Raw genomic sequence first — 22,451 nt, 5'->3', positions numbered from 1 at the left:
CCCGGCAACTGTGTGAAGTGAAGAGATTTACCATGTCCAATCACTGGCTCCTGCCTGAAAACATCGCCGACGTGCTGCCGTCGGAGGCCCGCAAGATCGAAGAACTGCGCCGCCGCATGCTGGACTTGTTCCGCACCTACGGCTACGAGCTGGTCATGCCGCCGATGCTGGAATACCTGGAATCGCTGCTCACCGGGACCGGGCACGACCTCGACCTGCGCACGCTCAAACTGGTCGACCAGCTCTCCGGCCGCACCATGGGCCTGCGCGCCGACATTACCCCGCAGGTCGCCCGCATCGATGCCCACTTGCTGAACCGCTCCGGCGTGACCCGGCTGTGCTACGCGGGCAATGTGCTGCACGCTCGCCCGGCCGGCTTTCGCGCAACCCGCGAGCCGATCCAGGTCGGCGCGGAGATCTACGGCCATGCCGGCCTGGAAGCGGATGTGGAAATCCAGGCCCTGATGCTGGCCGCGCTGCAGGTTGCCGGCCTGACCGAGATCCGCCTCGACCTTTGCCACGCGGGCATCCTGGAGGCCTTGCTGGACGGCTTGCCGTCCAGCCGCAAGATCGAGGATGTGCTGTTTGCGGCCCTGGAAACCAAGGATGTGTCGGCGCTGCGCGAACTGACCGAAGGCATGCCGCAGGCCGAGCGCGATGCGCTGCTGGCGCTGCCGACGCTGTACGGCGGCGTGGAGGTGATCGAGCGCGCCCGCGCGACGCTGCCGGCGAGCCCGGCGATTGGCCGTGCGCTGGACGAACTGGCGGCACTGGCCGCGGAAGTGAGCGGGGCGAGCGTCAATATCGACCTGTCCGACCTGCGCGGTTACCACTATCACAGTGGCGTGATGTTCACTGCCTATGTGGCTGGCTTGCCCAACTACGTGGCGCGCGGTGGCCGCTATGACAAGGTCGGCGAGGCCTTTGGTCGCGCGCGGCCTGCAACCGGCTTTTCATTGGACTTGCGCGAAGTTGCCTCGCTTTCTCCGCTGGAAGTGCGTGCTTTTGCCATCTTCGCGCCGTGGGATGCGGATCCTGCCTTGCGTGCCGCGATTGCCGCGCTGCGCGCCGCCGGCGAGATCGTCATCCAGTCGCTGCCGGGGCACACGCACCAGCTCGACGAGTTCAACTGCGACCGGCAACTGGTCCGCCAGGATGGCGGCTGGACGGTGATTCCGCGCAGCGCCGGGGCCTGAGCGCAAGCGCCAGGCCGCGGAATTCCCCCGCGTTGCAGGCCGATCTCCCCAAAATCGGGGAGTTGACCTGCAACGAGAGTAAAATACGTTTTTAACCCACTGACCAAAATCAACATGTCCGCTTCTGCAGTAAGCCAGGGACGCAATGTCGTCGTGATCGGCACCCAATGGGGTGACGAAGGCAAGGGAAAAATCGTCGATTGGCTTACCGATCATGCAAAGGGCGTGGTGCGGTTCCAGGGCGGCCACAATGCCGGCCATACGCTCATCATCGGCGGCAAGAAGACCATCCTGCGCCTGATCCCCTCGGGCATCATGCGAGAAGGCACGATCTGCTACATCGGCAACGGCGTCGTGCTGTCGCCGGAGGCGCTGTTCCGTGAGATCGAGGAACTGGAAACCGCTGGCCTGCAGGTGCAGAACCGCCTGCGCATTTCCGAAGCGACCACGCTGATCCTGCCGTACCACGTGGCCATCGACAAGGCCCGTGAGGTGCGCCGTGGCGCCGACAAGATCGGCACCACCGGCCGCGGCATCGGCCCGGCCTACGAAGACAAGGTGGCCCGCCGCGCGCTGCGCGTGCAGGACCTGTTCGATCCCAAGTGCTTCGCCGAGAAGCTGCGCGAGAACCTCGACCTGCATAACTTCATGCTGACCCAGTACCTGGGCGCGGAAGCGGTCGACTTCCAGCAGACTCTGGACGAAATGCTGGCCTACGCGCCGCGCCTGGCCCCGATGGTGGCCGATGTGTCGGCCGAGCTTTACGCGGTCAACGCTGCCGGCGGGAACCTGATGTTCGAAGGCGCGCAAGGCACGCTGCTCGACGTCGACCACGGCACCTATCCGTTCGTTACCTCCAGCAACTGCGTGGCCGGTGCGGCCGCCGCCGGTGCCGGTGTCGGCCCGGGCCGCCTGAACTACATCCTGGGCATCACCAAGGCTTACTGCACCCGCGTGGGCGCAGGCCCGTTCCCCAGCGAGCTGTACGACAACGACAACCCCAAGCGCCAGGACCCGGTGGGTGTGCGCCTGGCCAACGTCGGCAAGGAATTCGGTTCGGTGACCGGACGACCGCGCCGTACCGGCTGGCTCGATGCCGCCGCGCTCAAGCGTTCGGTGCAGATCAACGGTGTGTCGGGTCTTTGCATGACCAAGCTCGACGTGCTGGATGGCCTGGAAACCCTCAAGCTGTGTGTGGGCTACGAACTGGACGGCAAGACCGTCGACATCCTGCCGCGCGGCTCGGATGCCGTGGCGCGCTGCGTGCCGGTGTACGAGGAATTCCCGGGCTGGAATGAATCCACCTTCGGCGTGAAGGCCTGGGACGCGCTGCCGGAACAGGCTCGCATCTACCTGAAGCGCGTCGAGGAAGTGGTCGGCATCCCGATCGACATGATCTCGACCGGCCCGGACCGCGACGAAACCATCCTGCTGCGTCACCCGTACGTAGCCTGATGCAGTCTTGCCCGTCAGGGCGCCCGCGCGGCTGAACGAAGTCGCGCCCGCTAAAAGACGGCAGTTGCACAAGAGCAAATCGGCCCGCGCAAGCGGGCCGAAACTTTATCGGTCGACAGACCTCAAGCCTAAAGCCGAAGAGCTAAAACAATCATGACCCTGCCATCGAACGACGAAGAGAACCTGTGGATCTCGTGGGACGACTACCACAGCCTGATCGCGCGCCTGGCGCTGAACGTCCACGAGTCGGGCTGGAAGTTCGACAAGATCCTGTGCCTGGCACGCGGTGGCCTGCGCGTCGGCGACCAGATGTCCCGTATCTTCGACGTGCCTCTGGCCATCCTGGCCACCAGCAGTTACCGCGAGGCAGCGGGCACACAGCAGGGCGACCTCGATATCGCGCAGTACATCACCATGACCAAGGGCGACCTCTCCGGCAAGATCCTGCTGGTCGATGACCTGGTGGATTCCGGCGTCACGCTGGAGCGCGTGGGCCGCCATCTGCAGGAGCGCTATCCGGCCGTGACGGAAGTGCGCTCGTCCGTGCTGTGGTACAAGGCCTGCTCCAAGGTCAAGCCGGACTACCACGTGACCTTCCTGCCGACGAATCCCTGGATTCACCAGCCGTTCGAAGAGTACGACACGCTGCGTCCGCACAACCTGGCGGCCTGGCTCAAGCGCGGCAAGCACGCCGCCGGCAGCTCGCAGGCCTGATCCCGGGCGGCTCGGGCAAATGAGCGAGCAAACGAGCGCGCAGGGTGCTGCCGCGCGAGCATCGCGTTCGCAGGCGGCCTATCACAGCCTGCGCGACGATATCTTTGCCTTTCGCCTGCTGCCCGGCGACCGATTCACCGAGAACGACGTTGCCGAGCGGCTCGGCATTTCGCGCACGCCGGTGCGCGAGGCCCTGCAGCGCCTGCAGGGCGACGGCCTGGTGCGCGGCTACTTCCGCAATGGCTGGGAAGTCGTGCCGCTCGACCTGGGCCGCTTCGAGGCGCTCTACGAACTGCGCACCGTGCTGGAGACCCACGCGGTGACGCGGCTGTGCCAGCAACCCGCCGCGCGGCAAGTCGACCTTGCTGGCCTGGCCAAGCTGGATGCGATCTGGCGCGTGCCGCGCGCCGAGCGTCTCACCGATGGCAACACGGTGGCCGCACTGGATGAAGCCTTCCACATGGCGCTCATGCATGCCGCTGGCAACCCCGAGGCTGCCGCGGTTCACCAGCAGGTCACCGACCGTATCCGCATCATCCGCCGGATGGATTTCGCCTACGGCGATCGTGTCGCGCTCACCTATGACGAACACGCCGCCATCCTGGATGCCCTGGCCGCGCACGATGCGCCGCGGGCGGTTTCCTTGCTGGCCGCGCATATCGAGGATGGCCGTGCCGAGGTGAGCCGGCTCACCACCGAGCGGCTCGAGCAAGCCCGCACCAGCCTTGTGCCGTCTACCGAGCAGGCGGTGCGCAACGCACCGCAGCGGCGCAGGCGCTTCGGCTGACCCAGGCTTGCATGACCTGCCGCTAATGGCCGCCCGTAGGGCGGCCATTGTTCTTTGTGCCTTTCTTTGCGCATTCCGTGGTGGCTATGCGCCGTGGCACGCATGTTGCAATGACTCCTGTGAGCAAGATTATGTATACATAAATCACAGGGCGTCCCGTGAGTCATTACCTGAATCCCATCCGCGGCAGCCGAGGCATGGCCGTGGCGCCTCATGCGCTGGCATCGCAGAGCGCGCTGGCCGTGTTGCGCGAGGGCGGCAATGCCGTCGAGGCAATGATCGCCGCGGCAGCCACCATCGCGGTGGCTTATCCCCATATGAACAGCATCGGCGGCGACAGCTTCTGGCTGATCGCCCGGCCGGGCGAGGCGCCGCGCGGGCTGGAAGCCTGCGGCGCCGCCGCGGGCGCGGCCAGCATTGCGCGCTATCGTGATGCCGGCCTGAGCACGATTCCTTTCCGTGGCGGCATGGCGGCCAACACCGTGGCCGGCACGATCTCCGGATGGAGAGCGGCGCTGGCATGGTCGCACGAGGCGCTCGGCGGGCGCCTGCCGCTGTCGCGGCTGCTGGCCGATGCCATCGCCTACGCGCGCGACGGCGTGCCCGTCACGCACAGCCAGTCCGCATGCATCGCCGCCAAAAGGGGCGAACTTGCCGATATCACTGGCTTTGCCGAAACCTTCCTCGCCAACGGCGTGCCGGCGCCCGGCAGCCGGTTCCGGCAACCCCGCCTGGCGGCCACGCTGGAGCAACTGGCGAGGACTGGGCTGGATGATTTCTACCAGGGCGAACTCGCGCAAAGCATGGCGCGCGATCTTGCGGACGTGGGCAGCCCGCTGACGCTCGATGACCTGCGCGCGCACCGTGCGGTGTGGAAGACGCCGCTGTCGCTGGCGCATTCGTTCGGCACGATCTACAACATGCCGCCGCCTACCCAGGGCCTGGTTTCGCTGCTGATCCTTGGCCAGCTGGACCGCTTGCTGGATAGCGGCATGGACCCCTGCGGCGCGCCCTTCGTGCACGCCTGCGTGGAGGCCACCAAGCAGGCATTCGGCGTGCGCGACCGCCATATCACCGATCCGGCCTACATGGAAATCGAGCCGCAAGACCTGCTGGCGCCGCCCTGGCTCGACGGCGCCGCTTCCCGGATCCGCCCGGACGCCGTGCTGCCGTGGGGCAACGGCCTTGGGCCGGCCGATACCGTGTGGATGGGCGTGGTCGATGGCGATGGCGTGGCGGTCAGTTTTATACAGAGCATCTATCACGAGTTCGGCAGCGGCATCGTGCTGCCGGCTTCGGGCGTGAACTGGCAGAACCGTGGCTGCAGTTTCTCGCTGGATCCGGCCGCACGCAATCCGTTGATGCCGGGGCGCAAGCCGTTCCATACGCTCAACCCGGCACTGGCGCGCCTGGCCGATGGACGCACGCTGGTCTACGGGAATATGGGCGGCGACGGCCAGCCGCAATCGCAGAGCGCCGTGTTCTCGCGCATCGTGCATTTCGGCATGAACCCGCAGGCCGCCATTGACGCGCCGCGCTGGCTGCTGGGGCGGACCTGGGGCCAGACCAGCGACACCCTCAAGCTCGAAGCGCGCTTTCCCGCAGCCACGTGCGACGCGCTGCGCGCGCTTGGCCACGAGGTGGAAATGCTCAGGCCCTACGACGAGACCATGGGGCATGCCGGCGCCATCGTGCTGCATGCGGACGGGCTCTATGAAGGCGGGTTCGATCTGCGCAGCGACGGCGCGGTGGCCAGCTGGTAGGCACCCGCTGTGCGCGTGCCGGCGCGGCGACGCTTGGCTTTCTCCAGGTCTGGGCTGGCCGTCCCCGGTTTGCCGCCGCTCGCCGCCGGGCCTGGTTCCCCGAGGCTTCACCAAAGAGCCTGCGGTTTCCTCGAAGTCCCTTCCAAGGAGTGGTTCGATGCGTTCTGTTGCAGATAACCCGGCACTCGGCATGTCGCCTGCCTTGCCGTTGGCGCGTACGCGCTGGATCCAGCTGGCGCTGGGTGTCGCGTGCATGATGGCGATCTCCAGCCCGCAGTATGTGTGGACCTTGTTTACCAAGCCGCTCGCGGCCAAGCTCGGCGTGCCGCTCTCAGAGCTACAGGTCACCTTCTCCCTGCTGATCGTGCTGCAGACGTTCTTCTCACCGTTCCAGGGCGCGCTGATCGAGCGCTTCGGCCCGCGCCGGCTGATTGCGCTCGGCACGGTCCTGTCCGGCCTGAGCTGGGTGCTGGCGGCCCAGGTGCATAGCCTGGGCATGCTGTATCTCAGCTACGGCGTGGTGGGTGGCCTGGGCACGGGCATTGTCTATGTGGGGGTAGTGGGCCAGATGGTGCGCTGGTTCCCGGACCGGCGCGGCTTTGCGGTGGGCCTGGTGGCTGCCGGCTATGGCATGGGCGCGATCCTCACCACATTCCCGATCGCGTCGGCCCTGGCAGGCAAGGGGCTGGAAACCACGCTGTGGCAGTTCGGCCTGCTGTTCGCGGTGATCGGCTTCATCGCCTCGCAGGGGCTGCGCGCGCCGGCTGCCGGCGCGCAGCTCGCGCCCACGCACCCGCGTGCGGTGGCGGCGTCTGGTGTGGTTGATGTGCCGACGCGCCAGATGCTGCGCACACCGCTGTTCTGGCTGCTCTTTGCGATGATGACGATGATGTCCACCTCTGGGCTGATGGTTACCTCGCAGATGGCCTCGTTCGCCAAGGACTTCGGTGTGTCCGGCGCCGTGGTGTTTGGTATGGCCGCGTTGCCGCTGGCGCTGACCATCGACCGCTTTACCAACGGCCTCACGCGGCCGTTGTTCGGCTGGGTGTCGGACCACTGGGGGCGCGAGAACACGATGTGCTTCGCCTTCGCGCTGGAGGCCGTGGCCATGGCGCTGTGGCTGCTCACCCGGGAGAACGCGGTGCTGTTCGTGTTGCTGTCGGGCGTGGTGTTCCTGGGATGGGGCGAAATCTTCTCGCTATTTCCTTCCACGTTGACCGATACCTTCGGCACGCGCTACGCCACCACCAACTACGGCTGGCTGTATATCTCGCAGGGCATCGGCTCGATCTTCGGCGGCCCGCTGGCGGCGCTGATGCACGAGAAGCTGGGCAGCTGGATGCCGGTGTTCGGCGTGGCAATCACGCTGGATATCGTGACCGCGCTGCTTGCCATCGCGGTGCTCAAGCCCTGGCGTCGCGGCTATCTGGCGCGGCCCGGGCGCTGAACCGGGCCTGCAGAAGACGGAGAGGGCGGCATGCCGCGGCCCCCGCCGTTGCTGCCCGTTTCCTGCTTAGTAAGCGACCGTGTAGCGCTGGCGCGAGTGCGCCGGTTTTTCCACTTCGTCGATCATGGCGATGGCATAGTCTTCCATCGAGATCCAGCTCTTGCCGCTGGCGTCGGAGAGCAGCGTCTCCTCGCCCACGCGGAACTTGCCCGTGCGTGAGCCCGGCTCGAACAGGGCTGCGGGGGACAGGAAGGTCCAGTCGATCGCCGTCTCATTGCGCAGGGCGTTGAGGAAGTCCCGTCCGGCCAGGGCCTCTGCCTTATAGGCTTGCGGGAACTGCGCCGTGTCCACCAGTTGCGCGCCCGGTGCTACGAAGAGGCTGCCCGCGCCGCCCACCACCAGCAGGCGGGGCACGCCGGCGGCCTTGACCGCGGAGGTGATCTGTTGCGCCGTGGTCTGCAGGAAACGTACTGTGCTGATTGCCACGTCCTGGCCGGCGAGGGCGGCCGCCAGGGCCTTGGTGTCCGCGACATCCGCATTGATCGTGGCGAGGCCCGGCCGCGCGGCCAGCTTGTCGGCCTGGCGTGCGATGGCGGTGACCGTGTGGCCGCGGCTCAGGGCTTCGTCGATGAGGCGGGTGCCGACACGGCCGGTGGCGCCGATGATTGCGATCTTCATGTTGACTCCTTTGTTGCACTGTTGAATATCGATATGAAACTATTTCAGTTACATATCAGGACAAAAATTTTTACGGCTTGCGTTGCCGGGCTGCGCGCTCCACGTCGGCGAGCATGCCGGCAATCGTGATCTCGGCCAGCGCACCATCCATCGCTGCCTGGGCGCGGTCGGCGGCGTGCTTCAGCGCGCCGGTAATTTCCCGTCCCACCATGCACGCCGGATTGGGCACGCTGTGGTGCGGCGCGATCAGCGTGGCCGACTCCACCGCACGGAACACATCGAGCAACGTGATGGATGCCGCCGCACGCGCCAGCGAGGCGCCGCCGTTGCTCCCCATCACCGTGCTCACCAGCCCCGCCTCGGCCAACTGGCTGACCAGGCGGCGGATCAGGACCGGGTTCGTGCCCACGCTGCCCGCGATCAGCGACGACGGCAAGGGCCCCGCGGCGCTGGCCAGCAAGGTGAGGATATGGACGGCAACGGCGAATCGGCTGCTGGTGGTCATGATGGGTAAGGCAATATGAAACTATCTTAGTTACAGATGAGTGTCGCTGTCAAGCGACTGGCGGGCCACGCAGGCATGCCGGTGTGGCATGCGCGTGCAGCAATCGGGTGGTTTGCGCCTGAAAACGTCGGAAAACGCGACATTCCGGCGTGAGAATGGTGGAAGAATGCCGGGAGCGCCACTGAAACTGATACACTCACCCGCAGCGCAGCAGTCGGCTGCTGCTCCGGCCGCGCCCTGGCAGTTCGTGTGAGCGCCAGGCCGTGTGGATGCCTCGGCCTCTACAGGCAAGAGCGGATTCCACGCCCCGGAGCGGTCGTTGCTGCGACTGGTATTTAGTCAATTGTTAAGTGTTAAGTGTTAAGTCGCGCAGTCGCGCCAATATCGAATCGGGAGTGCCAAGTTGCAAGATCAGACGCCGGAAAACAAAAAACCCGCAGGGCTCGAAAGCGCTGCGGGTTTTCCGTTTGATCTGGTGCCCAGGAGAGGACTCGAACCTCCACAGTGTTGCCACCGCTAGGACCTGAACCTAGTGCGTCTACCAATTTCGCCACCTGGGCGGGCGTCGAAACAACCGAAGCGCTCATTATAGCGACCGCAAGTCGTTTGTCAAATAATTCTAGAAAAAATTGAATCAGAATAACTATCCGATCCCTAGTCGGGAAGAAATCCTTGGCGTCCTGCGGACGTCGGGGTCGCCCTTGTCGGGCGGCGATATCGCCAAGGCGCTCGCTGTCACGCGCAAAGAACACGACGGCTTCCAGAAACGCCTCGCCGCCATGGAGCGCGACGGCCAGATCGAACTCAACCGCAAGGGCCGCTACGAACTGGCCAACCAGCCTAACTTTGTGGTCGGCCGTGTGCAGGGCCACCGCGATGGCTTCGGCTTCCTGATCCGCGACGATGGCGATGACGACATCTTCCTGCCGGAGCGCGAGCTGCAAAAGGCCATGCACAACGACCGCGCCCAGGTGCGCGTGATCGGCTACGACCGGCGCGGCCGGCCCGAAGGCCAGATCGTCGAGATCCTCGAGCGCGCCAACCGCTACGTGATCGGCCGCCTGCTGAGCGAAGGCGGCGTGCTGGTGGTGGCGCCCGAAGACAAGCGCATCAGCCAGGACATCCTGATCCCGCCGAAATCGCAAGGCAAGGCGCAAGTCGGCCAGGTGGTCAGCGTCGAGATCATCGACTACCCCGATCGCTACGTGCAGCCCGTGGGCCGTGTGGTGGAAGTGCTGGGCGACTTCGACGACCCCGGCATGGAAATCGAAATCGCCGTGCGCAAGTACGGCGTGCCGCATGAATTCTCGGATGCCTGCGCCAAAGAAGCCGCCGGCCTGCCCGACGAGGTGCGCGAGTCCGACCTGGAGCACCGCATCGACCTGCGCGACGTGCCCCTGGTGACGATCGACGGCGAGGACGCGCGCGACTTCGACGACGCTGTCTACTGCGAACCCGTCAAGATCGGCCGCTCGAAGGGCTGGCGCCTGGTGGTGGCGATTGCCGATGTGTCGCACTATGTGCGCCCTGGCACGGCGCTCGACGCCGATGCGCTGGATCGCGCCACCTCGGTGTACTTCCCGCGCCGCGTCATCCCGATGCTGCCGGAAAAGCTCTCCAACGGCCTGTGCTCGCTGAACCCGCAAGTTGACCGCCTGTGCATGGTGTGCGATGCGGTGATCACCGCCAAGGGCGAGCTCAAGGGCTATCAGTTCTATCCCGCCGTGATGCATTCGGCGGCGCGCCTGACCTATAACGAGGTCTGGTCGGTGTTGTCCAACACCAAGGGCCCGGAGGCGCACAAGCGTGCCGACCTGGTGCCGCACCTGCAGAACCTCTACGAGTTGTTCCAGGTCCTGCTCAAGGCGCGGCGCGAGCGTGGCGCAATCGACTTCGATACCACCGAGACCTATATCGTCTGCAATGCGCAGGGCAAGATCGAGCAGATCCTGCCGCGTACCCGCAACGACGCCCACCGCCTGATCGAGGAATGCATGCTGGCCGCCAACGTGTGCGCCGCGGACTTCCTCGAACGCTTCAAGCATCCCACGCTGTACCGGATCCACGCCGGCCCGAGCGAGGAAAAGCTGAAGAACCTGCGAGAGTTCCTGCGTACCGTCGGGCTCTCGCTGGCCGGTGGCGACAAGCCGCAGGCGGGCGACTACGCCGACGTGATGGACAAGATCAAGAGCCGTCCCGACGCGCCGATGTTGCAGACCATGCTGCTGCGCTCGATGCAGCAGGCGGTCTACAGCCCGGACAACATCGGCCACTTCGGCTTGTCGTACGAGGCTTACGCCCACTTCACCAGCCCGATCCGCCGTTACCCGGACTTGCTCACGCACCGTGCCATCAAGGCCGTGCTGGCCCATACCAAGTACCGGCCGGCATTTGCGCCGGGCACCGCGCTGAACACCGCGATTGCGCCCAAGGCACGCCGCATGCAGGCCAAGGACGCTGCCGAGAAGGCAGAGCGCAGCGCCGCGCGCGCCCAGCGCAACGAAGCCATCTGGGACGAGCTCGGCCTGCACTGCTCGGCCAACGAGCGCCGCGCCGATGAAGCCTCGCGTGATGTGGAAGCCTGGCTCAAGTGCTACTTCATGCGCGACAAGCTTGGCAGCGAGTATTCGGGCACCATCAGCTCGGTCACCTCGTTTGGCATCTTCGTGCAGCTCGACGAGCTCTATGTCGAAGGCCTGGTCCATGTCACCGAGCTGGGCAGCGATTACTTCCAGTACGACGAAGCGCGCAATGAGCTGCGCGGCGAGCGTACCGGCATCCGCTACCGCCTCACCGACCGCGTTCGCGTGCAGGTTTCGCGCGTGGACCTCGATGCGCGCAAGATCGACTTCCGCCTGGTGCAGGAGCCTTCAGCCAAGAACCTGCGTGGCCGCGCCCCGATCGTCGATGCCGCACCGCGCGTGCCCGCCGCGCACGCCGTGCCCGCGCGCAAGAAGGGCCGTCAGCTGGCCGCGCTGCTGGGTGGCAGCTCCAAGCCGGAAGAGTCGTTCGACGAAACGCTGGACCGCGTGATCGAAGAGCAGCCGGTGTTCGAGGCTGTCATGACGCCGGTCAAGCCGCACGTGGGGCAGGGCGCCAAGGCCGGCGGCAAGCCGGCCAAGCGCGCCGCCAAGCCCAAGCCGCAGCATCTGGGCTCGACGCACAAGGGCGGCGCCAAGCCGGCCGGCAAGAGCAGCCGCGCTTCGCGCAAGCGCACCTGACGGCCATGGCGCCGGCGCCGGCTTGCCCGGTTCCGGCGCCATGGCTGCCGACGCAGGGCAAGCCCCGGCGGGAATGTACAATCTCGCCATGGCTAAACAAAAACTCCTGATCGGCTTTCACGCCGTCACCGCGCGCCTGCGCCAGGACGCCGCTGGCGTCACCGATGTCTACGTAGAATCCGCGCGGCGTGACCGCCGCATGCAGGACTTCATCCGCCTTGCCGAAAGCCTCAAAGTCCGCCTGCACCCGGTGGATGCCGAGCGCCTGCGCGGCATGGCCGGCACCGACCGCCACCAGGGCGTGGTCGCCCGCGCCGAAGATGTGGCGCTGGCCCTCAATCTTGACGAACTGCTCGACGGCATCGAAGGCACGCCCTTGCTGCTGGTGCTCGATGGCGTCACCGATCCGCACAACCTGGGCGCTTGCCTGCGCGTGGCCGATGGCGCCGGCGCGCACGCCGTGATCGCTCCGAAGGACCGCAGCGTGGGTTTGAACACCACGGTGGCCAAGGTGGCCAGCGGCGCGGCGGAAACCGTCCCCTACATCACTGTCACCAACCTGGCGCGCACGCTGCGCGAGTTGCAGGAACGCGGCATCTGGGTGATCGGCACGGACGACGGCACGGAAAAGACGCTCTATGACGTCGATTTCAAGGGGCCGGTTGCCCTGGTGATGGGCGCCGAAGGCGAGGGCATGCGCCGCCTCACCCGCGAAACCTGTGACGAACTGGTCAGCATCCCGATGGCCGGCGGCGTGGAAAGCCTGAACGTTTCCGTGGCCAGCGGCGTGTGCCTGTATGAGGCGGTGCGCCAGCGCCGCCTGAAGCGCTGAGCGCTGGGGCAGCAGCCATGCCGGCGAATATCGACGCACAGGCGCTAGCCGCATCGCGCCGCCTGATCGGCGAAGCCACCAATATCATGGTGCTCACCGGCGCGGGCGTATCGGCCGAGTCCGGCGTGCCCACGTTCCGCGACGCCATGACCGGCCTGTGGTCGCGCTTCAATCCCGAGGAGCTGGCCCAGGAAGACGCTTACCGGCGCCAGCCCGCGCTGGTCTGGGAGTGGTACCTGCACCGGCGCGAGCTGGTGGCGGCCACCGATCCCAATCCGGCGCATATCTCCCTGGTGGCGCTCGCCTCGCAGAAGGCCGTCACCCTGGTCACGCAAAACGTGGATGGCTTGCACCAGCGCGCCGGCAGCCGCGATGTGATCGAGCTGCACGGCAACCTGTTCGCCAACAAGTGGCTTGACGGCTGCGGCCGTTGCGACCCGGCGACCGCCGTGCCGGGCGTGCCGCCGCGCTGCTCCCTTTGCAATGCCATGATGCGCCCCGGCGTGGTGTGGTTCGGCGAGGAACTGCCGCGCGTGGCCCGCTATCGCGCCGAGCACGCAGCCGAGCAGTGCGATCTGTGCATCGTGGTGGGCACCTCCGGGCTGGTCTATCCGGCAGCCGGCTTGCCCGGCGCCGCCAAGGACCATGGCGCGCATGTCATCGTGGTCAATCCCGAGCCTTCGGCGCTGGATCAGACCGCCGACATCGTGCTGCGTGGCCCGGCCGGCGTGGTCTTGCCCTTGCTGTGGGACGACGTGAGCGCGACACCAGCTTGAATCGCTGCCCGCCGCCTGGATTCCCGGGCGGCGTCTGTTTTCTCCCGCTCAATTCCCCGTCTCAAGCCGTAATCAACGCCTCCAGCTTGACCGCATCCGCTGCAAATGCGCGGATCCCCTCGGCCAGCTTTTCCGTCGCCATCGCGTCTTCATTCATCTGCCAGCGGAAAGCCGCCTCGCCGCACTCGATGCGGGCGATATTGCCGGCCTGCGCCTGGTCGACCGACAGCTTGCGCTCCACGGTGCTTTCGCTGGCGGCCAGCTGCTCCAGCAGGTCCGGGCTGATGGTGAGCAGATCGCAGCCGGCCAGAGCCAGGATCTGCTCGGTGCTGCGGAAGCTGGCTCCCATCACTTCGGTCGGGTGGCCGAACTTCTTGTAGTAGTCGTAGATCTGGCGCACGGAACGCACGCCGGGATCGTTGTCGCCCGCGTTGGCGGCGGCGTCCCATTTGTCGCCGGCTTGCTTCTTGTGCCAGTCCAGGATGCGGCCAACGAAGGGTGAGATCAGTTGCGCGCCGGCCTCGGCGCAGGCAACGGCCTGGGCCAGCGAGAACAGCAGCGTCATATTGCAGTTGATGCCTTCTCGCTGCAGCACTTCGGCGGCGCGGATGCCTTCCCAGGTGGAGGCGATCTTGATCAGGACGCGCTCGCGGGCCACGCCGCGCTGCTCATACAGCGAGATCAGGTGGCGGGCCTTGGCCAGCGTGGCTTCGGTGTTGAAGGACAGGCGGGCATCGACCTCGGTCGAAACGCGGCCCGGCACGATGGCCAGGATCTCGCAGCCAAAGGCGATCAGCAGGGCGTCCATCACGGCATCGGTGCCTTCATTGCCGCGCACCGCCTTTTCCAGCAGGGGACGGTACTCGGCCTTCTGGACGGCCTTGAGAATCAAGGAAGGATTGGTGGTGGCGTCCTGCGGCGTGTACTGCTTCATCACCTGGAAATCGCCGGTGTCCGCCACCACGGTGGTGAACTGCTTGAGCTGATCGAGCTGGTTCATGGTCAGTGAGTTGCTTTTAAGGGTTGGTGATGGCGCAGGACCAAAACGGCAGGCCCCGGGCGCCGCGCTGATGCATGCCTCGGGGCATTGTACCGTCGGCTCGCGCCCTCGCCGGGGATGCCACGGCATTCCGGTACACTATGCGGTTTCCCCCAAAGCAGATGGGCGTTGTCATGACACAGGATGAACTCAAGGCGCTGGTGGCGCAAGCCGCGGCCGACTATGTCAAAGAGGTGGTGCCGGCGGGTGCGGTGCTGGGCGTGGGCACGGGCTCCACGGCCAACCTCTTTATCGATGCGGTGGCGGCGTTCAAGGAACGCTTTTCCGGCGCGGTCTCCAGCTCGGAGGCGTCCACGCGCCGCCTGCAGCAGCACGGCTTCCAAGTCTTGGACCTGAATGAGGTCGACGAGATCCCGGTCTACGTCGACGGCGCGGACGAGATCGATGCCAGCGGCGCCATGATCAAGGGCGGTGGCGGCGCGCTGACGCGCGAGAAGATCGTGGCCTCGGTGGCCAAGCGCTTTGTCTGCATCGCCGACGGCAGCAAGCTGGTGGATGTGATGGGGGCGTTTCCCCTGCCGGTGGAAGTGATTCCGATGGCACGCGCCGCGGTCGCCCGCCAACTGGCTGCATTTGGCGGCCAGCCGCGCCTGCGCATGACCAAGGAAGGCGGTATCTTCAAGACCGACAACGGCAATGTGATCCTGGATGTGGCAGGCCTGAAGATCAGCAATCCGAAGTCGATGGAAGAAGCCATCAATCACATGCCGGGCGTGGTCACGGTGGGGCTGTTTGCCCTGCGCGGCGCCGACGTACTGTTGCTGGGCACGCCGGAGGGCGTGAAGCGCAGCGATTATTGAATCTGCCGGTCCCGTTGGCGGATCGCATGAAAAAAGGGTGCCGTAACAGGCACCCTTTTTGTCTTCCACCGCGCGGCGCCAAGCCGCGCGCAGCCAGATCAGGCAGCCGGCGGCGGCACGTAGCCCTGTGCCTGGTCCGCGCCTTCGCCGAAGAAGTACTTCTCGGTCTGCTTGAGCAGGTACTGGCGAGCGCGGGCGTCGGCCATGTTCAGGCGGTTTTCGTTGATCAGCATGGTCTGGTGCTTGAGCCAGCCAGCCCAGGCTTCCTTCGACACGGTTTGCCAGATCTTCTTGCCGAGTTCGCCTGGCAGCGGCGGCAGGTCGAGTCCTTCGGCTTCTTTGTTGAGCTTGACGCATTGAACCATGCGGGCCATGGGGAACTCCTTGTTGTCGTGTGATGTGGCCGGCGCAGCGAGTGGCCGGCCGTTGCGGTGCCGCTATTGTAACGAAGCGGGGGCCGGCCTTCAGGCTACCCCCACCGCCGTCACAGCTTCTTCATCAGCACCATCGACTTGCGCTGCCAGTTGTAGAGCTTGCGCTTGTCTTCCGGCAGGTCGTCCACGGTGGCGTGCACAAAGCCGCGCTTGAGGAACCAGTGCTCCGTGCGGGTGGTGAGCACGAACAGGCGGTCAAGGCCGAGGCTGCGGGCGCGGCGCTCGATGCGCTTGAGCAGGCGCTCGCCGTCGCCGGTGCCCTGGGCTTCGGACGACACAGTCAGGCAGGCCATCTCGGCCATGCCTTCGCGCGGGTAGGGATAGAGCGCGGCGCAGCCAAACAGCACGCCATCGTGCTCGATCACCGAGAAGTTGGCGATGTCGCGCTCGATCAGGTGGCGCCCGCGTGGCACCAGTGTGCCGTCCTGCTCCAGCGGGGCGATCAGTTGCAGGATGCCGCCGACGTCGTCCAGCGTGGCTTCGCGCAGGCTTTCCAGGTCGGTGTCGGAGATCATGGTGCCGACGCCGTCGTGCAGGAACAGCTCCAGCAGCACCGAGCCGTCCAGCTGGAAGGGGATCAGGTGGGCGCGCGGCACACCGCCCTTGAGCGCCTTGACCAGGTGTTCCAGGTAATAGGAGACATCGGGCGGCAGGTGGTTGTTCTGCAGCCGCTCGATGGCGGTGCGCAGCGACATTTCCGGCATCAGCTTGCCGACCGGGTCCTGCACGCCGGGGACTTCGGTGATGAATACCAGCTTGTCGGCCTTCAGGGCGATGGCTGTGGCGCTGGCCACGTCTTCCATCGACAGGTTGAAGGCCTGGCCGGTGGGCGAAAAGCCAAGCGGCGAGAGCAGCACGATCTTGCCGTGCGACAGCGACATGCGAACCGACTCGCCGTCGATCTTGCGCACCAGCCCGGTGTGCTGGTAATCCACGCCGTCGACGATGCCGAGCGGGCGGGCGGTGACAAAGTTGCCGGAGATCACCGACAACTGGGCGCCAGCCATGGGCGTGTTAGGCAAGCCTTGGCTGAAGGCGGCCTCGATATCCAGGCGCAGTTCGCCGGCGGCTTCCTTGGCGCACTCCAGCGCCGCGTTGTCGGTCACGCGCACGCCGTCGGCGAATTGCGACTCGACGTGGCGCAGTGCCAGTTGCTCTTCCACCTGCGGGCGCGAGCCGTGCACCAGCACGATCTGCATGCCCATGGCGTGCAGCAGGGCCACGTCATTGACCAGGGCGTTGAGGATGTTGGCCTTGACCAGCTCACCGCCGAAGGCGATTACGAAAGTCTTGCCGCGGAAGGCGTGGATATAAGGCGCAACCGCTCGCAGCCAGTCGACGAACTGCTGGTGGTCGGGGGCGCCACGCTCGACGGGGTCGGCGCCGGCGGCGGGCGCGGGCAGCGTGGAAGGGTCGGTGACGGGCAGGGGCTCGTCCATTTCGGACGGCGCGGGCGCGTCGGCTGGCGTGTCGGTTCTTGCATTCATGCCGCGGATTATAATCCCGGCCAATGTCAGCACAACGCCCAGCCAAACCTTTGTCGCCGGATCGGAAAACCGATGCCGGCCGCCCCGCGCCCAAGGCCGCCCCGTCGCCAGCCCAGCCCGCTGTCCAGCCTGTCGCCAGGCCGGCGCGAGCGCCGGCCGTGGCCGCCACGCCAGCCGCCGGTCCGCCGGCAGAACGCCCGCCCCGGCAGCCGGGCCAGGCCCGGCAAGCCAGGACGCAGCCGGCAAACGGCACGCCCCGGCCGCCGCGCCCGGAGCGCACCGAGCGCACCGAGCGAGCGCCCCGCGAGGCACGCCGCCCGGTGCGCCAGGCCAATCCGCTCCCGCCCATCACCTTCCCCGAGGCGCTGCCGGTATCCGGCCGCCGCGAGGAGATCGCAAAGGCGCTGCTGGCCAATCAGGTGGTGATCGTCTCCGGCGAGACCGGCTCCGGCAAAACCACCCAGTTGCCCAAGATCTGCCTGTCGATCGGGCGCGGTCCGGGCGCTGACGGCAGCGGCGGCCTGATCGGCCATACGCAGCCACGCCGGATTGCCGCCACCTCCACGGCCAAGCGCATCGCGCAAGAGATTGGCACACCGCTGGGCGAGCACGTGGGCTACCAGGTGCGTTTCAACGACACCATGTCGGCGGGCGCGTCGGTCAAGCTGATGACCGACGGCATCTTGCTGGCCGAGACGCAGAACGATCCGTTGCTGCGCGCTTACGACACCATCATCATCGACGAGGCGCACGAACGCAGCCTCAATATCGATTTCCTGATCGGCTACCTGAAGGAGATCCTGCCGAAGCGGCCCGACCTCAAGCTGGTCATCACCTCGGCCACCATCGACGCCAACCGCTTTGCCGAGCACTTCGCGCAGGGCGGCAAGCCTGCGCCCGTAATCGAGGTCAGCGGGCGTCTGTATCCCGTGGAGATCCGTTACCGGCCAATCGAGAAGGACAAGGCGGCGGGCGAGGGCGCGCCCAAGTCCGCGCAATCGAAAGATCGCGACCTGTTCGACGGCATCGTCGAGGCGGTGGACGAGCTGTGCCGGCTTGGCCCGGGCGATGTGCTGGTGTTCCTGCCCGGCGAGCGCGAAATTCGCGAGGCTGCCGAGGCGCTGCGCAAGCACCATCCACCGCATACCGAGATCCTGCCCCTGTTCGCGCGCTTGTCGGTGCAGGAACAGGAACGGGTGTTCCGGCCTTCCAACGCGCGGCGCATCGTGCTGGCCACCAACGTGGCAGAAACCTCGCTGACCGTGCCGGGCATCCGCTACGTGGTGGATACCGGGATGGCGCGGGTCAAGCGCTATTCCTACCGCAACAAGGTCGAGCAGCTGCAGATCGAGGCGATCTCGCAGGCCGCCGCCAACCAGCGCGCCGGGCGTTGCGGCCGGGTGGCCGACGGTGTGTGCATCCGCTTGTACGAGGAGGCCGATTTCGTCAGCCGGGCGCGCTTTACCGATCCGGAAATCCTGCGCTCGTCGCTGGCCGCGGTGATCTTGCGCATGAAGGCGCTGAAGCTGACGGCGATCGAGGAATTCCCCTTTATCGAGCCGCCGCTGGGCCGCGCTATCGCTGACGGCTACCAGCTGCTGCAGGAGCTGGGCGCGGTGGAAAGCGTGGGCGACGACGCCAACGCGCTGACCCAGGTCGGCCGCCAGCTGGCCCGCCTGCCGCTGGACCCCCGCGTGGCCCGCATGACGCTGGCCGCGCGCGAGCACCATTGCCTGCGTGAGGTGCTGATCATCGCCAGCGCGCTGTCGGTGCAGGATCCGCGCGACCGTCCGCAGGAGGCGCAGGAAGCCGCCGACCAGGCCCACCGCAAGTTCATGGACGAGCGCTCCGAGTTCCTGGGCTGGGTCAAGATGTGGAAGTGGTTCGAGGAGGCGGTGGCGCACAAGAAGACCAACCGCCAGCTGCAGGACCAGTGCCGCGCCAGTTTCCTGTCGCATGTGCGCCTGCGCGAATGGCGCGACGTGCATTCGCAGCTGCTGACTACCGTCACCGAGCAGGGCTGGAAGCTCAATGAGAGCGAGCCCACCTATGAGCAGGTGCACAAGGCGCTGCTCACGGGGTTGCTCGGCAACGTAGGTTGCAAGATTGAAGACGCCGACGGGCGCGGGCGCGAGTACCTGGGTGCGCGCGGCATCAAGTTCCACCTGTGGCCCGGCTCGCTGATCGCGCGCAAGGTCGGCCGCTGGATCATCGGCGCCGAACTGATCGAAACCAGCCGGCTGTTCGCGCGCACGCTGGCCAAGATCGAGCCGGAATGGCTGGAGCAGGTCGGACGTCATCTGCTCCGCGTCAGTTGGAGCGATCCGCACTGGGAGAAGAAATCCGGCCAGGTGATGGCGATGGAGCGCGCCACGCTGTACGGGCTGGTGGTCTACCAGCACCGGCGCGTGCACTACGGACCGATGAACCCGGCCGAGGCGCGCGAGCTGTTTATCCGCCGCGGGCTGGTGGAAGGCGAGTTCGATACCAAGCTGCCGTTCTTCGCCCATAACCAGCGCCTGACGCGCGAGATCGAAAACCTGGAGCACAAGGCGCGCCGCCAGGATGTTCTGGTCGACGACGAGCTGATCTTCGCGTTCTACGATCGCCTGATCCCCGCCGAGATTCACCAGCAGGCCACCTTCGAGCAGTGGTACCAGGCCGAGAGCGCGCGCGAGCGCAAGCTGCTTTACCTGAACCGCGAGGAGCTGATGCGGCACGAGGCGGCTGGCATCACCACCGACCTTTTCCCCAAGCTGATGCCGGTGGCGGGCGTGGATATGTCGCTGACATACCACTTCGAGCCCGGCAGCCATCGCGATGGCGTGACGCTGACGGTGCCGCTGTACGCGCTTAACCAGGTGCGCCAGGAGCGCGCGGACTGGCTGGTGCCGGGCATGGTCAAGGAGAAGGTGCACCTGCTGCTCAAGTCGCTGCCGCAGAAGCTGCGCCGCCATTGCGTGCCGCTGCCGGATTACGCGGCGGGCTTCGTCGATCGCAATGCCTTTGGCGAGGGCGAGTTGCTGGATGTGCTGATTGCCGACATCCGCGAGCAGACCGGCACCATGGTCAAGCGTGCCGACTTCAAGCTGGAAACCTTGCCCGCCCACCACGCCATGAACTTCAAGGTGGTGGACGAGCACGGCCGGCAACTGGACATGGGCCGCAACCTGGCTCAGTTGCGCGCCGAGTTTGGCGGGCAGGCGCAGCAGTCGTTCCAGAACATCGCCGCACGCGACGTGCCGGCGGCCGAGGCGGGGCAATACGAGAACCTGACCAGCTGGTCCTTTGGCGAACTGCCCGAGCTGCTGGAGGTCCGCAAGGGCAACCAGACGCTGTACGGCTATCCTGCGCTGGTCGACCACGCCACGCATTGCGACGTGGAGGTGTTCGACGATCCGCAGGAAGCCGCGCGCATCCATCAAGCCGGGCTACGCCGCCTGTTTGCGTTGCAGTTGCGCGAGCAGGTGAAGTTCCTGGAGAAGAATATCCCCGGCATGCAGCAGATGGCGATGCAGTACATGACGCTGGGCACGCAGGAAATGCTGCGCGACCAGATCGTGATGCTGGCGCTGGAGCGGGCCTGCCTGCAGGCGCCGCTGCCGCGCAACGAGGCCGAGTTCGCCGCTCGCAAGGAAGAAGGGCGCTCGCGCCTGAGCCTGCTGGCGCAGGAGATTGCCCGGCTGGTAGGGGCAGTGCTGGCCGAGTACGCGACGCTGCCGCGCAAGCTGATCCAGGCCAAGCCGTTCGCCGCGGCACACGCCGACATGCAGGCGCAACTGACGCGGCTGATGGGCAAGCACTTTGTGGCCGATACGCCTTACCTGCAGCTGGTGCATTTCCCGCGCTACCTGAAGGGCATCGCCATGCGCATCGACAAGATCAAGGGCGATCCGGCGCGCGACACCCAGCGGCTGCAGGAAATCACGCCGCTGCTGCAGCAATGGCAGCGGGCCGAGACGCAGTTGCGGCAGCAGGGGCGGGGCGTGGAAGACGCGCGCCTGGACGAGTTCCGCTGGATGCTGGAAGAACTCCGTGTGGCCCTGTTCGCGCAGGAGTTGCGCACGCCCGTGCCGATGTCGGTCAAGCGTTTGCAAAAGGTGTGGGAAGCGATGCAGCGCTGAAGTCAGGCTTGCCTGTCTTTCGCGCGAACGCTACCCCGCGCGGAGATTGTGACCAAATGTTAGTTTGTTGCGCTAGGTCATCGGATCGCAGTCTGAAAACGTTAGAATGATCGATTAAGTCATTGTCCAACAGTCTTATGCTCGCATTGCGTCGTGTAGTTTCCGGGTTTGCCGCCATCGGCGCCCTGGCCCTGGGGATGGTAGCGGCGCCGGCGTGGGCGGAAGTGGTGGTGGTGCTCAATTCTGGTGATGCTACCGTCACCTTGATCGACAAGGACACCCAGAAGGTGCTGGAGACGTTCCCGATCGGGAAGGAGCCGCACCACCTGATCGCCACGCCCGACGACAAATCGCTGATCGTTGCCAATGCGGTCGGCAACGACCTCGTGTTCCTCGACCCGGTCACCGGCAAGGTCCAGCAGCGTGTGGCCAATATCGACGACCCCTACCAGATCGGCTTCTCGCCCGACCAGAAGTGGTTCCTGACCACGGGCAACCGCCTCGATCGCGTCGACGTGTATCGCTGGGACGGCAAGGCGCTCAAGATCGCCAAGCAACTGCCGCTGGCCAAGACGCCTAGCCATATTGCCTTTACCGCCGACAGCCGTGTTGCCTTTGTCACGCTGCAGGACTCCAACGAAGTGGTCGCCATCGACCTGCCCACACAGACCGTGATGTGGCGCATGAATGCCGGTTCGGCGCCGGCGGGCGTGTGGGTTACGCCAGACCAGAAATACCTGCTGGTGGGCATGACCGGTGCCGATTATGTCGCCGTGATCGACTGGCATACCCGCACCGTGGTCAAGCAGATCCAGACCGGCAAGGGCGCGCACAATTTCCGCGCGGTGGGCGACAAGCGCCATCTGTTCTTGTCCAACCGGGTTTCCGGCACCATCAGCATCATCGACCAGCAGACCCTCACCAAGGTTGGCGACATCACCGGCCTGCCGGCTGGCCCCGATGACATGGAACTGACCGCCGACGGCAAGACCTTGTGGGTGAGCTTCCGCTGGGCGCGTTCGGTGGGCCTGGTCGATGTGGCCAGCCGCAAGCTGGTCAAGACCATCCGCGTGGGCCGCTCGCCGCACGGCATTTATTTCCGTACCCGCGCACCGCTTTATTGAGAGAGGGCGCTCGTCCGGGAACGCCATGGCGGGCACGGCATCGAACTA

17 protein-coding genes and 1 tRNA gene are annotated in these 22,451 nt (G+C 66.1%); 12 read left to right on the top strand and 6 right to left on the bottom strand.

The window, feature by feature from the left end; all coding sequences use genetic code 11:
- Positions 1–32 precede the first annotated feature (32 nt).
- From F7R26_RS11885 to oxlT, 6 genes are all read left to right on the top strand, one after another.
- Positions 33–1,196: an ATP phosphoribosyltransferase regulatory subunit gene (locus tag F7R26_RS11885; RefSeq protein ID WP_150992384.1), complete on the top strand. Its 1,164-nt coding sequence runs from the start codon at positions 33–35 to the stop codon at positions 1,194–1,196.
- Between the two features lie 114 nt (positions 1,197–1,310).
- A complete protein-coding gene (locus F7R26_RS11880; protein ID WP_150992382.1) occupies positions 1,311–2,651 on the top strand; it encodes an adenylosuccinate synthase in 1,341 nt (446 codons plus the stop codon).
- 153 nt (positions 2,652–2,804) lie between these two features.
- Positions 2,805–3,365 carry a phosphoribosyltransferase gene (locus F7R26_RS11875; RefSeq protein ID WP_043347431.1) on the top strand — a complete coding sequence of 187 codons (561 nt, stop codon included), beginning with the start codon at positions 2,805–2,807 and terminating at the stop codon, positions 3,363–3,365.
- Positions 3,366–3,384: 19 nt separating this feature from the next.
- Positions 3,385–4,152, top strand: coding sequence for a GntR family transcriptional regulator (locus F7R26_RS11870; RefSeq protein WP_150992380.1), 768 nt, complete (start codon positions 3,385–3,387; stop codon positions 4,150–4,152).
- Between the two features lie 197 nt (positions 4,153–4,349).
- Positions 4,350–5,915, top strand: a complete 1,566-nt coding sequence (locus F7R26_RS11865; RefSeq protein WP_150992378.1) for a gamma-glutamyltransferase family protein — start codon at positions 4,350–4,352, stop codon at positions 5,913–5,915.
- 157 nt (positions 5,916–6,072) lie between these two features.
- Positions 6,073–7,362: an oxalate/formate MFS antiporter gene (oxlT, locus tag F7R26_RS11860; protein ID WP_416351284.1), complete on the top strand. Its 1,290-nt coding sequence runs from the start codon at positions 6,073–6,075 to the stop codon at positions 7,360–7,362.
- 66 nt (positions 7,363–7,428) lie between these two features.
- Here the strand turns inward: oxlT and F7R26_RS11855 are convergent, their stop codons facing one another.
- The 3 genes from F7R26_RS11855 to F7R26_RS11845 all read right to left on the bottom strand — a co-directional run bounded on the left by F7R26_RS11855 (position 7,429) and on the right by F7R26_RS11845 (position 9,105).
- Positions 7,429–8,040, bottom strand: coding sequence for an NAD(P)-dependent oxidoreductase (locus F7R26_RS11855; protein WP_150992376.1), 612 nt, complete (start codon positions 8,038–8,040; stop codon positions 7,429–7,431).
- A gap of 70 nt (positions 8,041–8,110) precedes the next feature.
- Positions 8,111–8,545, bottom strand: coding sequence for an Rrf2 family transcriptional regulator (locus F7R26_RS11850; RefSeq protein WP_150992374.1), 435 nt, complete (start codon positions 8,543–8,545; stop codon positions 8,111–8,113).
- Between the two features lie 473 nt (positions 8,546–9,018).
- Positions 9,019–9,105, bottom strand: a tRNA-Leu gene (locus F7R26_RS11845).
- Positions 9,106–9,174: 69 nt separating this feature from the next.
- Between F7R26_RS11845 and rnr the strand changes: the two genes are divergently transcribed.
- The 3 genes from rnr (at position 9,175) to F7R26_RS11830 (ending at position 13,374) form a co-directional block, all read left to right on the top strand.
- Positions 9,175–11,766, top strand: coding sequence for a ribonuclease R (gene rnr, locus F7R26_RS11840; RefSeq protein ID WP_150992372.1), 2,592 nt, complete (start codon positions 9,175–9,177; stop codon positions 11,764–11,766).
- Positions 11,767–11,854: 88 nt separating this feature from the next.
- Complete coding sequence (rlmB, locus tag F7R26_RS11835; RefSeq protein ID WP_043352050.1) at positions 11,855–12,598, top strand: 23S rRNA (guanosine(2251)-2'-O)-methyltransferase RlmB; 744 nt, start codon at positions 11,855–11,857, stop codon at positions 12,596–12,598.
- A 17-nt stretch (positions 12,599–12,615) separates the two neighbouring features.
- Positions 12,616–13,374, top strand: a complete 759-nt coding sequence (locus tag F7R26_RS11830) for an SIR2 family NAD-dependent protein deacylase (RefSeq protein WP_150992370.1) — start codon at positions 12,616–12,618, stop codon at positions 13,372–13,374.
- Between the two features lie 61 nt (positions 13,375–13,435).
- Here the strand turns inward: F7R26_RS11830 and tal are convergent, their stop codons facing one another.
- Positions 13,436–14,374, bottom strand: coding sequence for a transaldolase (gene tal / locus F7R26_RS11825; protein ID WP_150992368.1), 939 nt, complete (start codon positions 14,372–14,374; stop codon positions 13,436–13,438).
- A 173-nt stretch (positions 14,375–14,547) separates the two neighbouring features.
- Between tal and rpiA the strand changes: the two genes are divergently transcribed.
- A complete protein-coding gene (gene rpiA, locus F7R26_RS11820) occupies positions 14,548–15,234 on the top strand; it encodes a ribose-5-phosphate isomerase RpiA (RefSeq protein WP_043347413.1) in 687 nt (228 codons plus the stop codon).
- Positions 15,235–15,332: 98 nt separating this feature from the next.
- Here the strand turns inward: rpiA and F7R26_RS11815 are convergent, their stop codons facing one another.
- Positions 15,333–15,608: an oxidative damage protection protein gene (locus F7R26_RS11815; protein WP_043347409.1), complete on the bottom strand. Its 276-nt coding sequence runs from the start codon at positions 15,606–15,608 to the stop codon at positions 15,333–15,335.
- Between the two features lie 110 nt (positions 15,609–15,718).
- Positions 15,719–17,155 carry an amino-acid N-acetyltransferase gene (gene argA, locus F7R26_RS11810; protein ID WP_150992366.1) on the bottom strand — a complete coding sequence of 479 codons (1,437 nt, stop codon included), beginning with the start codon at positions 17,153–17,155 and terminating at the stop codon, positions 15,719–15,721.
- A 23-nt stretch (positions 17,156–17,178) separates the two neighbouring features.
- Here argA and hrpA point away from each other — a divergent pair, with 23 nt between their 5' ends.
- Positions 17,179–21,279: an ATP-dependent RNA helicase HrpA gene (gene hrpA / locus F7R26_RS11805; protein WP_193692067.1), complete on the top strand. Its 4,101-nt coding sequence runs from the start codon at positions 17,179–17,181 to the stop codon at positions 21,277–21,279.
- 137 nt (positions 21,280–21,416) lie between these two features.
- Positions 21,417–22,403 (top strand): YVTN family beta-propeller repeat protein, encoded by a 987-nt coding sequence (locus F7R26_RS11800; RefSeq protein WP_150990957.1) that lies wholly within the window; start codon positions 21,417–21,419, stop codon positions 22,401–22,403.
- The last annotated feature ends 48 nt before the right edge of the window (positions 22,404–22,451 follow it).

The organism is Cupriavidus basilensis (genome assembly GCF_008801925.2).
GTDB lineage: Bacteria > Pseudomonadota > Gammaproteobacteria > Burkholderiales > Burkholderiaceae > Cupriavidus > Cupriavidus basilensis.
This window is presented reverse-complemented; position numbering and strand designations above follow the sequence as displayed.